A 13,287-nucleotide genomic window follows, 5' to 3' on the forward strand; every position below is an offset into this window, starting at 1 on the left:
CATCAGGTCTTCAACCGTCCACCTACATCGGGTCCGCGGGTCTATACGGGCGCGCCGATCTCGCAGGCTTGAATCTGGCCCAGTATCCCGCGGTTCTGGTCGAACTCGGCAACATGAAGAACGGCGACGATGCCGCACAAATGCAAAGTGCGGATGGCCGAGCCAAATATGCGGCGGCAGTTACCGACGGGATCGTCGCTTATCTCACCGGAAAAGCGGGTCACACCTAAATGTTCGGACTGCGCGGCCGCAGCCGATCGCTTTCGTGTGGCGCTGCGTCGATCACGACAAGGCATCTGAAAACCGTTGACAGCAAACGGTTCAGTCGGTCTGGCACCCTGTCGGCGCTTGCGGGCTTCATAACCCTCGTGGTGTCGGTCTGTATCGTGCTGACAAGTTGCGTATTTGCCAGGCATCATCTAGTTCCTTCGTCTCCATCACCTGTCCCAAAGCCCTCAACGCGCCAGGCCACCGCCCCCGCAGAGCCCGCGGCAACCACAACTGCACCGGGACCGACTCCGAGCAGCGCAACCACGCCGCTAGCCGCAGAGTTCGCTAACTTGCAGAACAAGCTGCACGCCAAGATGGGTCTCGTCATCAGCGCAGTGGGCGCCAACCCAAAGCAGCTCGTATTCGGCGATTGGACAACCGGACCCGCATGGTCGACGAGCAAAGTTCCGTTGACCATCGCGGCCTTGGACGAAGAAAATCCGCCGACCGTCACTGCCTCGATGCGGGCTGCCATCACCGAGTCCGACAACGCGGCCGCCGAGTCGATCTGGCAAAAGTTAGGGGGCAATTCCCCCACGGCAGCCCACAAGGTCGAAGCCGTCCTGAGGAAATACGGCGATCCGACGACCGTGGAGTGGCGGAAGGTGCGGCCCCAGTTCACCGCCTTCGGCCAGACCATCTGGTCGCTGACCAATCAGGTCCGGTTCACGGCTGCCGCGGTGTGCGACAGCGGCAGCGCACCAATCTTCACGCTGATGGGTGAAGTCGAGCAGGACCAGCGTTGGGGCCTTGGGATAATCCCGGATACCCAGTTGAAAGGCGGGTGGGGACCCTACCCCGGCGGCAACTATCTGGTGCGCCAGCTCGGGGTGCTGCAGACGCCGACGGGCCTGATCGCTGTTGCGCTGGCGACGGAGCCGTCATCGGGATCGTTCAGTGATGGCACCCAACAGCTCACTGAAGTGAGCAAGTGGTTGGCTTCCCACATGGCGGAATTGCCTACCGGACAATGTGATCACTAGACCGTTTCTCGGTTTCGAGGAGTAAGTCAAAGCTTCGAATCGCCGTGGGCGGACCTTGCAGATCACGGCCCAGTCGACGGGCATCCCGGATCGCGCCAAGAAAACTCCAAGAAATCTGCTTCACACTTTCGCCACCTCCAAATAAGAAAAGCGTGTGGCATGAACAAAGCGATGACGAAGATCAAAAAAGTGCGTAGCCTCATGTCCATTGTGATGTGGACCATCGCGGGCATGGCGGGCGGGAACACCGCCCAGATGCTTGGCGGTCAGCCATGAAGAAGCTACTGGCCTCGATACCCCGCAGGCTCACGCCGATAGTCAGAACGACCAGATGTTCATTTCCTTCCTGGATGGGCATGACATTTCGTGCCAAGAAGGCGTTCTGCCCAGCATTGTGACCACGACGTGAAAGCAGAACGCTCATGAAGAAATTACTGATCACGGCAGCGGTAGTCGCCATGACTTCGCTGGGGCTCGCCTCGGCGGCGAACGCGACCGGGTTCAAGACCGCCCCATGCGTCGCCGGATCCAGTGTCACATGCAATGCCTGCCTGATGGGCTCCCAGGAGGCATGTGCGGCGTTGGGTGCACCGCCGCCGATACCAGCACCGCCGCCCAGTCTCTTCCCATGCGGCGGGTCTGGTCTGCCACCCGGCCCGGGCGTCCCGACGCCCGGATCCCCCTGCCGCCGATGACTCCTAGAACAGGATGACGGCGGCGTTATTTCCGCCGGCGCAGCGGACCGCGATCACCCTCGTGCCGCAGTTGAGCGCCGCGGGAAAGCCATCCTGGCACTAGTCGCGTCGGGCTCCCGGCTGCTCTGCGTCACCTGTCGCTGTCAGACGTTATTCACACCTTTTTGCGATGAGGATCCAGGCGTTTGAGCTGGATCGCAAGCAAGATGACCAGCACGAGAGCCTGTACCGCACATGCGCTCGCAGCAAGCACCCAGCTGCTGAGCTTGTAGTCCCACAGCGGGTCCGTATCTCCAGCGAAGGTGCGGCGCAGGTCGTTGAGGTCGACCGTGGAAGCACCCATTGCGTAGGCCCACCGCGACGGCGAGAGCCACGCCAGATACTCCAGCGGCACCCTGCCCCTCACACCGAACATCCCGCCGGAGAGCACAAGTTCGGCCATCACTACGAGCACCAAAAGCGGCATGCCGCGATCGGCGTTGCCGATCGTCGCAGAAATCAGCAGCCCGATGATCATCGAGACTACGGTGACGCCGATGACCGCCACCGCCACTTCGACTCGGGGCCAAGGGACCAGCACCGACTGGTCGGGAGGAGGCAGCAGCACGCCGCCAAGCAAACCGAAGATCAGCCCTTGCAGGCTGGTTATCACAGTTAATACCAGCAGCTTGGAGAACAGATAGGCCGCGCGGGAGAGGCCGATGCCGTGTTCGCGTTGATAGATCGCCCGTTCCTTCACAATTTCGCGGATTGCGGAGGCGCAGCCCATCAGTGCGCCGCCGATGATCAGCAGCACCAGCAATTGAGAAGGCTGTGAAGTCGTCTGTGCAATGGCCTTGCTGATCGACAGCCCAGCCTTTCCCGGTACCGCATGGGCGAACAAGCTCAGCACCAGCGGTAAAGCCAATAAGGTCACCGCGTATTGGCGGTCGGCGCCGATAACCGCGAGGTATCGTCCGCTCAAGGTGACAAACTGGGCTAACGCGCTCTGCTGCCTGACGGGCTTCGTCGGGGCCGCGGGCGGCGCCGGCTGCTGGGCCCGGCGTGGGCCACTGAGTGCCTCGTGAAGGGGCGAAGCGACGAAACGGTCGGTCCAGTCGGTCGTCGTGTCGTGCTCGAGAAGGTTGAACAGGTCGGCGAAGTCGCTGCAGTCGAAGTAGGCCAGGGCCTGTTGGGGCGGACCGAAATAGGCCAGCCGTCCGCCTGGTGCCAAGATGAGCAGGCGGTCGCACAGGTTCAGCTGGGCGGTGCTGTGGGTGACCACCACCACGGATCGGCCCTCGTTAGCGAGGCCGCGCAAGGTCTGCATGACGGACTTCTCGTACCCTGGGTCAAGGCCCGACGTTGGCTCGTCCAAAAACAGCAATGACGGTTTGGTCAGCAATTCCAGCGCGACGCTGGTGCGTTTGCGCTGGCCCCCGGACAGGCTGTCAATCCGTTGGCCATCGTTCTCTGCCAGCCCGAGCTCGCCCAGGACCTCGTCAATGCGTTGATGGCGCTCCCCGGCGGAAACGTCCTGCGGGAATCGCAGCCGCGCTGCGTAATTCAGTGCCCGGCGGACCGTCAGCGGAGTGTGCAGGATGTTGTCCTGGGGCACGAAGCCGATCCGGTGCCGGAGCTCGGCGTAATTTTCATAGAGATCGCGTCCGTCGTATTGCACCGAGCCGCTACTGGCCGGCCGGAATCCCGTCAGCGCCCCCAGCAGCGTGGATTTCCCTGCGCCACTTGGCCCCACCACCGCCAAAAAGCAGCGTTCCGGTAAGGCGAAGCTGACGTCGGCCAACAACACCTTGCCTTTGTTGGTCACCACCCGCAGATCCGTTGCCTCGTAGGACACGTCGCCGGTATCGATGTGTTCGACCAGCTTGTCGCCGACAAGATGCAGCAGGTGGTGTCCGATACCGACGACATCGTCGGGGCCGATAACGGCGCTGGTGATCCGGTTGCCGTTGACGTAGGTTCCGTTGGCGCTATTGCTATCGACGAGCTCCCACCGGTTATCCGAGCGACGCAAGATTGCATGGCGGCGAGAAACCAACAAGTCATTGAGGACCACGTTGTTCTCAGGCGCGCGCCCGATCGTTATCACCACCTGGTCGATCGCGTGTATCGCAGTCGGCGCGCGGGCGATCGTGGTGCCGCCACGCGGCCGTCGAGCCCGGGTTGGAGCTGCGGACGGCGGTGGCGGGGGCGCCTGGGGATGCGACGGTGGCGGCTCGGAATGAGATATGTGCGGGCGTGGCAGGCCGCTTGGCGAATTCGGTTGGCCTACTGGGCTTATCGGGCGGATATGCAGCACTTCGCCCGAGGATGCCGAACCCAGCAGCACCGTGACGGGCCGACTGATTATCGTGACACTGTCTACCCGCCGGCCATCCACAAACATTCCATTGCTGCTGTGGTTTACCAGGACCCAGCCCGCCGGCGTTGCCTGCAGGACCGCGTGCTGCCGGGAAACCCTCGGATTCTCTAGGCGGACGTCAGCTTCATTGGCGCGGCCGATGGTCCACGTACGACCGGCGCCGGCTTGCCACGTGCGTCCACCGGCGCGAAGTTCCAGACGTGGCGGATCGCTGGTGACGATTTCGGTCCTGTCGTCCACGCGTAGCCTCCGCTGCGTTTACCAAACCAGAGACCCAAGAATGGGAAGTCCACCACTTGTATAGCTGATCCAGGTTGGGCGCTTGCTGCAATTCCGCCGACAAGGGCAAACATCGTCGTTTGCCGACTTGTCTGGATTCCCGGCGCAGGAAATTAGTTGCAGGCCCAGTTCTCGATCCAGCCGCCGCCGATCTTGTTGCGGGCTTCCTGCATCGCGACAGCGAGATTGTTGCCATACCCGCCCCCGCGAACAACGCCATTCGCGGCCACGGCGCCACAGGCCGAAAAAGTAACCAACACCTGGCAGTCGGAGTAGCCGCATGAGTTGAGCGCCGCTTGCTGCGCCGCACCCGCGGTGGGGTAGTTCTGCGAACGCCCCCACCAGCCGGAGAAGGCGTACGCGATTGCGCCGTATCGACCGTCCGCGCCTGCTTGGGGGACTAGCGCGACGATTGCCGCAACGGCTGTAGTCGCCGCCGCGAAGGCCACCGCGAAGCGCCGCCGATGGGTGTTGATCGTCATTGGTGACTCCTTTCCGAACCCATGGCTACTGCGTTGGTGGCTTGGTGGCCGTAACCTGCTTGCCCCAATCGGACATCGTCAGGGTCACCGAGGTGTTGCCGGTGGGATTGATCTGGATCTTGACCAGATGAGACGATCCGTCCGAAGCGATCCACACGGTGGTCGGTAGTGTCTTGACGTCTTTGGCGGACAACTTGTATCCGGCCAGCGTCGCAATGTCGTCTGCGGAGGCGTTACCCGTGATCTTGGTGGTTGCGATGCCGTTCACCTGCTCTGTGCCCGCCACGGACCCGCCCTGCAGCTTCGATACCACGTTCGCTAACCCCTTATTGGGATCTAGCAGAACTGACACGTTGTAAATCGATTTGCCGTCACCGAAATCTGTGTAAGAACCAGGGTTTCCAAGATCGGAATAGAGGTGGCCGTCGACAAAGACGAATTTCGCGTCTTGGGTGGTTTGGCCGACGCGAAGGGTCGCAGTGCCCGTAGCGGCCGTCTGCGGCTTAGTGGAGATGTCGCCGTCGAGCTTGGTCACCAAGAGGTTGGGCACGTCGCCCTGGACCGCAAGGCTCACATGCATGCCAGTGACCTTGCGCAGGGCATCCGCCGCCGACTTGAGTAGAGTTGCCGCATCTTTGTTCGCGACTGATGTCGAGGCGCCGGAGGAGGCGACCGAGTTCGAACTGCGCGAGCCGCAGCCCCCAATAGCGAATATCACGGCGAATGCGACGGCGGCGGCAATTACGATACGAGACGAAGCCTTCATCGAGATCTCCTTTGCGTCCCCACAGCTTAGCTACCAGTTCCGATAACCGGACCGTATTCAGAGCAATGGTCTCGCTTTAACGCAGCCTGTAGTTAGCGCCCTCCAGGTACTTTCGCGGCGATTTGGTGGGCGATGTTGACGGCGGCGCCCGGCGGACCTATGCATGTGGTGACGTCTACGACGACATTGTTGGCCGCCGTCAGCGCCCGCTCGCAGACCGCGACGCTGTTAGCGGGTGTGACAGTGGCTGTCAGGACCCCGTCTGTGTTGGAAACCGGGCCCACGGTCTGCACTTGGGAATTGCCATTAGCGGCAATGGTGAATTGGCGATTGGAGCACGCCTGCCAGCCCTGTGTGGAGGCTGCGAAGAATGAGCTCGCATCCTGCGGGGCGGGAAATAACACGACGGCCTGGTCCACAGTATTCTGTTGGGGATTCGAGAGCACCTGTGCTTGCACAGCGTTATACCTACTGCCCGCATAAACTTTGGCTTGCACTGCGGCCGACAGGGGTAGGCACGCCTGGTCCGAGACCCAAGAGCTGTTGTCGGGCATCGCGGCCATGGTTCCAGCGGAACTCATTCCGGAAGTGCCCATTGCATCGTTGATTTGGTTGGCTTTGAGCAGTAGCCCATTCAGCGCGTTTGGCGGGGACGGGGGCGATTGGGGTGCGCTGGAAGGCGAATTCGAAGGTGGTACGGCTTGGGCCGTTGGGGTTTGGGCCGTTGGGGTTTGCGATGGCCCCCGGTCCCTCAGAAGGAGGTAGACGGTGATGCCGGAGGCTAGCACCACAACGGTCGCGACGATCGCCACGATCAAGCCGACCCGGGGGCGGGATCGCGGCGTCGGGACCGGCCCAACAGGCCGACCGGATCGAGGATCCGTGGCTGGGTAGTCACGCGGTTCAGCACTTCGTCCGGTAGCCGCCGGGGCCCACGGGCTGACCGGAGGTTGTGGTTGCCGGTACGTCGTGACTGCTGCGGGCGGGACAGGACTTGACGCCTGCTCGGTGCCACGTCGCTTAGCAGCCGGTGTGGGTCGGGCAATCGGGTCGGTAATTGCGTTGCGAGCGGCGTCGGCTAGTTCGATTGTGGTGGCGTAGCGTTGGTTTGGGTCTTTAGCCATGCCGGTCGCGATGACATCGTCGACCCCCGATGGCACATTCGGGTGGGTGGTCGAGGGTCGAGGCGGTGGGGTTCCGAGGTGTGCTGTAACCAGATGCGCCATCGAGTCACCAGGGAAAGGCGGCTGTCCGGTCAAAGCCTCATACAACACACAGGCCAGTGAGTAGATGTCCGCGCGGGCATCCTCTTCTGCTCGGGCGTCCAGACGCTCAGGTGCGATGTATTGGAAGGTACCGATCGTGTTGCCGGACTTGGTCATTCGTGTTTCTTCGACAGCGCGGGCAATTCCGAAATCAATCAGATATGCGAAGTCGTCATCATCGATGAGGATGTTGGAGGGCTTAATGTCGCGGTGGATCAGGCCGACCTTGTGGGCGGCATGCAGGGCTCTGGCGACTTGTTCGATGATGCCAACTGCCCGCGCGGGTTCGAGCGGCCCGTCGGCGAGCAAGGTTTGGAGGTCACGGCCCTCGATGAGGCGCATGTCGACATAGAGCTGGCCGTCGATTTCGCCATAGTCGTGAATAGGTATGACGTGGGGGTTGTTCAACCGAGCTGCGGCGTGGGCCTCTCGGCGGAACCGGCGTTGAAATTCCTCGTCAGCAGAAAAATGCGCAGGCAGCAGTTTAATGGCAACAATTCGGTCAGTCTCGGTGTCGTGGGCTCGCCACACCTCACCCATACCCCCGCGGCCCAGCAACTCCACCAGGCGGTACCGCCCGAATGGGGTCCCGTCCATATCAGCCTCCCGGCAGCTGCGGTCCACCACACAATAAATCGGGCGACAGGTTTGTACTCAGGAAACGCTATACCCGTACGCCATGGTCAAACGGACTTATGCTCGCGTCATCGCGTAGTAGGCGCCACGCCGGGCTATTAATTCACTGTGGTTGCCCTGCTCGATGAACCGGCCGGCCTCCATCACCAGAATGTGGTCCGCAGTTCGGATTGTCGAAAGACGGTGGGCAATAATGAAAGTCGTTCGGTCACGGCGAAGCTTACGGGTAGCGCGCGCAATGAGTGCATCTGTTCGGCTATCCACCGAACTGGTTGCCTCGTCAAGGATCAACAGCTGCGGGCGGGCGATAAACGCGCGCGCGATGGTGATCAGCTGTTTCTCTCCGGCGCTGATGTTGCTGCCGTTGTCGCCCACCTGGGTGCGGTATCGGTCCGGCAGGGTGTGGACGAACCGGTCGACATGCGCCAACTGCGCGGCATGGACCACCTCTTCTTCGCTGGCTTCGGGGCGCCCGTAGGCGATGTTCTCTGTGATCGTTCCGCTGAAGAGCCAGACATCTTGAAGCACCATGCCGATGCGGGATCGCAACCAGTGCCTTCCCATCGAAGCGATGTCGATGCCGTCGATCAGGATCTGGCCGGAGTCGATCTCGTAGAAGCGCATGAGCAGGTTCACCAGGGTGGTTTTGCCGGCACCGGTCTGCCCGACGATCGCGACGGTACTGCCCGGTTCGGCGACCAGTGACAGATCGTCGATCACCGGCGTGCCTGGCCGATAGGCGAAGTTCACGTGACGGAACTCAACTCGTCCGCGTGCAACCGAGGAAGCGACTTGGAGTTCAGCCGTTTCACGGCCCGCATCCTTTCCGATGGCAACCCTGCCATCAACCGACGGTGACTCCGCGTCACGGTTCGGCAGCTCCTCAGGTTCGTCGAGCAGGCTGAACACCCGCTCGGCGCTGGCTAGTCCAGACTGGAGCACGTTATACATGGCTGCAGCCTGCATTAGCGGCGAATTAAACTGCCGCACATACTGAATGAAGGCCTGAATACTGCCGACCGTGATTTGACCGGTCGCCACCTGAAGGCCACCGACGACGGCCACCACTACATAGCTGAGGTTGCCGATGAACATCGTTGCCGGCGCCACCAGACCGGAAATGTACTGTGCGCTAAAAGTGCTGCGGTAAAGATCGTCGCTGAGCTCGCAAAACCGCTGCTGAGCGCTGGACCCGTGACCGAATGTCTTGACCACTGTGAAGCCGCTGTAGGTCTCTTCGATGTGGGCATTTAGCCGCCCGGTAGTGGCCCATTGGGCGGCGAAAAGCTGCTGCGAGCGTCGAGCGATCGCACGAGTCGCCACCAAGACCAGCGGCACCATCAGCAGCGCGATCACCGACAACAGCGGCGAGATCACCACCATCATCACCAAGACCATTGCCACTGTCAGCCCCGAGTTGAGTAACTGGGCGATCGTCATCGACAGGGAAGTGTGGACATTGTCGATGTCGTTGGTGACCCGACTCAGCACCTCACCGCGTTGACGGCCGTCGAAGTAGGCCAGGGGCAGCCGGTGGACCTTGTCCTCGACCTCGGCGCGCAATGCCGCTATGGTTCGCTGCACCACAACGTTGGCTAGCCTTCTTTGCGCCCAGACCAACAGTGCCGCAAACAAATACAGGCACAGCGCCAGGGCCAATATGCGGGCGACCGCGTCGAAGTCCACGCCGCGGCCGGGAATGACATTCATCGCCGAAATCAGGTCGGCGAAAGTGTTGTCGCCGCGGGCGCGGGCGGCGGCGATGGCCTGATCTTTGGTGATGTCGCTGGGCAGTCGGCGTCCGATCACGCCGTTGAACAGCAAGTCGGTGGCATGGCCGAGGATGCGCGGCACGGTCACACCTATGGCGGTGCCGCTTATCCCCAGGATGATCACCGCTACGCCAAGCCCGCGTTGCGGTTTCAGCCGTTTGATCAGGCGGGACAATGAACGGCTGAAGTCGCGAGACTTTTCTGCGGGGCTGTGGGCCGCGCCGCGAATCGGTGGGTTCGTCGCTGCCGTCATTGTCAGCCCGTTGCCTCGACGCTCAGCGACTGTGAATCGGCTAACTCGAAGTAAGTCGGGCAATTGGCCAGCAGGTATTCGTGGGTCCCGGTGCCGACCATGCGCCCGTTATCGAGGACGATGATTTGGTCGGCGCGGGACACCGTTGATATCCGTTGTGCAACCATGATTTTGGTTGCACTGTGCGACACCTCGCGCAGTGCTGCGCGTACTTTGGCGTCGGTGTGTGGGTCGAGCGCGGAAAACGCGTCGTCGAAAAGGTAGATCCTCGGCCGGCGGATCACCGCCCGGGCGATCGCCAGGCGTTGCCGTTGTCCTCCAGAGAAGTTAATGCCGCCCTGCGCTACTGGCATCTGCAGTCCGTCTGTGTGGGACCGTACGAACTCGTCGGCGTCGGCTACCCGCAGCGCTTCCCATATCTCCTCATCGGTGGCGTCGGACTTGCCGTAGCGCAGATTGTCTGCGACGGTCCCGGAAAAGAGGTAGCCGCGCTGGGGCACCAAGCCGATGTGCGACCAGAGTTGTTCAGCTTCGTAGTCGCGCACATCGACCCCATCGACAAATACAGCGCCATCTGTCGCATCGCAGAGCCGACAGATCAACGACAGCAATGTCGACTTGCCCGAACCGGTGCCGCCGACGATAGCCGTTGTGGTTTCTGGCAGCGCAGTCAGTGAAATGTGTTGCAGCACAGGCTGCTCCGCGTCGGGGTAACGAAAGGTCGCCCGGTGGAACCGGATGACGCCATCGATACCCGCGGGACAAGCCACCGGATGCTCGGGATTCCGCAACACCGGCTTGGTGAACAGCACTTCCGCGATTCGTTCTGCGCATACGGCGGCGCGGGGAAACACCATCAGCGCCGTCGACGCCAACAACACTGCCATCAGGATCTGCGTGAAGTAGGACAGGAACGCTATCAAGGAACCGACCTGCAGGTGGCCGCCGTCGATCCGCCGACCACCGAACCAGATCACCGCGACATCGGAGCAGTTGATGATCAACGTGGTCGCCGGCAACATCAGCGCTTGCCAATTGTCAGCGGTGAGCGCGGTGCTCGACAGCGCGAGATTGGCTTTGCTGAACCTGTCACGCTCAAAGGACTCCCGCGAGAACGCCCGAACCACCCGGACGCCGCTCAGCTGGTCGCGCATGACGCGGTTGATGTTGTCGATTAGCCCTTGCATGCTGTGGAGGATGGGCAGCAGGCGCAAAACGATCGCGTAGTTGATGACACCTAACAGCGGAACGCTGACCAACAACAGCCAGGACAGGCCGACGTCTTGGTGGATGGCCATGAAAATTCCCACGACACACATGAGCGGCGCGGTGATCAGCACCATAGCCACCATTTGCACCAACAACTGGATCTGACGAACGTCGTTGGTGGTGCGGGTCAGCAGCGATGGTGTACCGAACCGGCTGGTTTCGTTCGCGGAGAAGGTGATTACGTGCCGAAAAACCGCGCGACTGAGGTCACGGCCGAATCCTGTCCCGGCCCGCGAGCCGAAGTAGGCGGCTCCGATTGCGCACAACACCTGCAGGCAGGTAACCCCGAGCATCACCCCGCCGAGCCTGACGATGGTGAAGGTATCGCCTTTGGCGACGCCTTCGTCGATGATCGCGGCGTTGACAGTCGGGAGGTACAGCGAGCACACGGCGCTGAGCAACTGCAGCACTATCACCGCCGCGACTAGCCAGCGGTACGGCCGCAGATACTGGCGCAGCAGTGCCAGAAGCATCTGGTCACTGTCGCATACAACATCGCGGCGGGCGGCCGGTGTGCACGCTGTGACCAGGCAAAGACGCGACGTAGCCCTGGCGCTTGGGTCGCCTAGCAACCATGACGGTTTCTCGCGAAGTGAGCCGAGTTACGTCACCCTAACTATTACTGAGCTTAACTATTACTGAGCTTAACTATTACTGAGAAAATCTACAGTATTGCTAATGCGACTCTCAGGTGGGAAGCTGAGCCATGGCAAATCAGCGACATCGCACGGAGCAGATCCGTCGGTCGCGCAACAGCAAGGCTCGGCGCGGCGGACGTGTAGTTGGATTAGGTATTACTGCCGGGGGGTTATTGGCGCTGGGGTTGACTCCGTTGGCCACCGCGCCTCGCGCGCACGCCGATGTCGAGGACATCTTCCAGCCGGTCATCGACGCCATCGCCCAAGCCATCAACGTGGTGGACCCTAGTCTCGCAAGTTCTCTTGATCCGGGCCTTGACGCTGGCAGTGCTGCGGCAGCCCTGCCAGCTGCCGTAGCGGAGAACGCGACCATCCCGCTGACGATGGTTAATACCGACCCGGAGGTAGACATCTCGGTAGGCGGCGGACCGGACATACCCGTGGTGGCCGACACTGGATCTGTTGGGCTGATGGTGCCGTGGAACGACGTCGGACTACCGAACCTCTTCACTCTCTTTTCCAACTTGTCTCACTTAACTTTGGAAACCACCGGCTACGGCTCCAGCCCAGCCGGTCCAAACATAGATATTCTTTACGTCCAAGATCCGAACACCACCGTAGATTTCGGGAACGGCATAGTCACCACGCCGACCACCGTTGACCTCGCACTCTTCGAATATCCTGCATCTAATAGCGACCTTTTGAATTGGCACGATTACTCTCTCCCAGGCTATTTGAGTGGCGTCAATGCAGACGGCTTTCTGGGTCTTGGCGCGGAGCCGACGCTGGTAGGCCCGCCCGGCGACAGTGTGGTCACAGCGTTGCCCGGCGACCTCGGCGAAGGGGTGCTCATCAACGAGACCGGAGGTTACCTGGAGTTCGGTCCCAACCCGCTATCCGTCTACACCTCGCTTCTCGGTGCACCGCTAACTTTAGACCTTCAGGTGTCGGTCGGCGGTGGGGGCTATACGACGGTCGACGTCGCGACTATCGACTCCGGTGGTACGGACGGGACCATCCCGGCGGACATACTCGTCGGCAATCCCGCGGTGGGCCAACCGTTGTCGTCGGGGACAGAGATTTCCGTCGAGACGAGTCAGGGTCAATTTCTTTACTCGTACGTGACGAGCGCGGCCCACAGCCCAACAATCTCGTCGGACTCCACAATGAATACCGGCTGGGCGCCCTTCCAGGCGTATCCGGTGTACATCAGCTACAGCCCCACCAATCTCGGTACCACGGTCTTCGATTACTGACTACCGTCTTGCTCTTTGAACGGTGACTCGCCGCACGGGTGACCAACGGAATCGCGGCCCCGCGGCTCTTGGAGCGCGGATTAGCCGCAATCCACCGAGTTTGGCGATACGCTGATTTGCCGACATGGGATTACACGACGGTAGGGTTCGGCGTTCTCGGCGAAAAGTGAGGCTAGCCGCTGATGCGCCGGTGGCCTCACCAATTGCGACAGTGTCGAGTACAGATAAAGATTTGTCCGAACGCCCAGAGACGTACTCCCTTGGCGCGGTGGTGATTTCGCCACATGTCCGGGCAGCCGAGGTGGACGGCCTCACTTTGGTGATGGATTTAGCGACATCGGCATTTTATTTCCTTGATGAA

9 protein-coding genes are annotated in these 13,287 nt (G+C 61.3%); 3 read left to right on the forward strand and 6 right to left on the reverse strand.

The window, feature by feature from the left end:
* Together WBF82_RS03040 and WBF82_RS03045 are read left to right on the forward strand one after the other, a co-directional pair.
* Nucleotides 1-230, forward strand: a 230-nt coding sequence (locus tag WBF82_RS03040) for an N-acetylmuramoyl-L-alanine amidase family protein (RefSeq protein ID WP_424381623.1), incomplete at its 5' end; no start/stop codon positions are given.
* A 330-nt stretch (nucleotides 231-560) separates the two neighbouring features.
* Nucleotides 561-1,253 carry a hypothetical protein gene (locus tag WBF82_RS03045; protein WP_424381624.1) on the forward strand — a complete coding sequence of 231 codons (693 nt, stop codon included), beginning with the start codon at nucleotides 561-563 and terminating at the stop codon, nucleotides 1,251-1,253.
* A gap of 849 nt (nucleotides 1,254-2,102) precedes the next feature.
* Here the strand turns inward: WBF82_RS03045 and WBF82_RS03050 are convergent.
* From WBF82_RS03050 to WBF82_RS03075, 6 genes are all read right to left on the reverse strand, one after another.
* Nucleotides 2,103-4,550, reverse strand: a complete 2,448-nt coding sequence (locus WBF82_RS03050) for an FHA domain-containing protein (protein WP_424381625.1) — start codon at nucleotides 4,548-4,550, stop codon at nucleotides 2,103-2,105.
* Nucleotides 4,551-4,702: 152 nt separating this feature from the next.
* The gene (locus WBF82_RS03055; protein ID WP_424381626.1) at nucleotides 4,703-5,071 is read right to left on the reverse strand and encodes a DUF4189 domain-containing protein; all 369 of its coding nucleotides are present in this window, start codon (nucleotides 5,069-5,071) and stop codon (nucleotides 4,703-4,705) included.
* A gap of 25 nt (nucleotides 5,072-5,096) precedes the next feature.
* On the reverse strand, nucleotides 5,097-5,837 hold the full coding sequence (locus WBF82_RS03060; protein WP_424381627.1) for an LppX_LprAFG lipoprotein: 741 nt from the start codon (nucleotides 5,835-5,837) through the stop codon (nucleotides 5,097-5,099).
* A 92-nt stretch (nucleotides 5,838-5,929) separates the two neighbouring features.
* Entirely contained in the window at nucleotides 5,930-7,699 is a 1,770-nt protein-coding gene (locus tag WBF82_RS03065) for a protein kinase domain-containing protein (RefSeq protein ID WP_424381628.1), read from the reverse strand.
* Nucleotides 7,700-7,795: 96 nt separating this feature from the next.
* Nucleotides 7,796-9,763 carry an ABC transporter ATP-binding protein gene (locus tag WBF82_RS03070; protein WP_424381629.1) on the reverse strand — a complete coding sequence of 656 codons (1,968 nt, stop codon included), beginning with the start codon at nucleotides 9,761-9,763 and terminating at the stop codon, nucleotides 7,796-7,798.
* A 2-nt stretch (nucleotides 9,764-9,765) separates the two neighbouring features.
* A complete protein-coding gene (locus WBF82_RS03075; RefSeq protein ID WP_424381630.1) occupies nucleotides 9,766-11,505 on the reverse strand; it encodes an ABC transporter ATP-binding protein in 1,740 nt (579 codons plus the stop codon).
* Between the two features lie 233 nt (nucleotides 11,506-11,738).
* Here WBF82_RS03075 and WBF82_RS03080 point away from each other — a divergent pair, with 233 nt between their 5' ends.
* Nucleotides 11,739-12,926 carry a PecA family PE domain-processing aspartic protease gene (locus WBF82_RS03080; RefSeq protein ID WP_424381631.1) on the forward strand — a complete coding sequence of 396 codons (1,188 nt, stop codon included), beginning with the start codon at nucleotides 11,739-11,741 and terminating at the stop codon, nucleotides 12,924-12,926.
* The last annotated feature ends 361 nt before the right edge of the window (nucleotides 12,927-13,287 follow it).

It is taken from the genome of Mycobacterium sp., assembly GCF_049673265.1.
In the GTDB taxonomy this organism is placed as follows: domain Bacteria; phylum Actinomycetota; class Actinomycetes; order Mycobacteriales; family Mycobacteriaceae; genus Mycobacterium.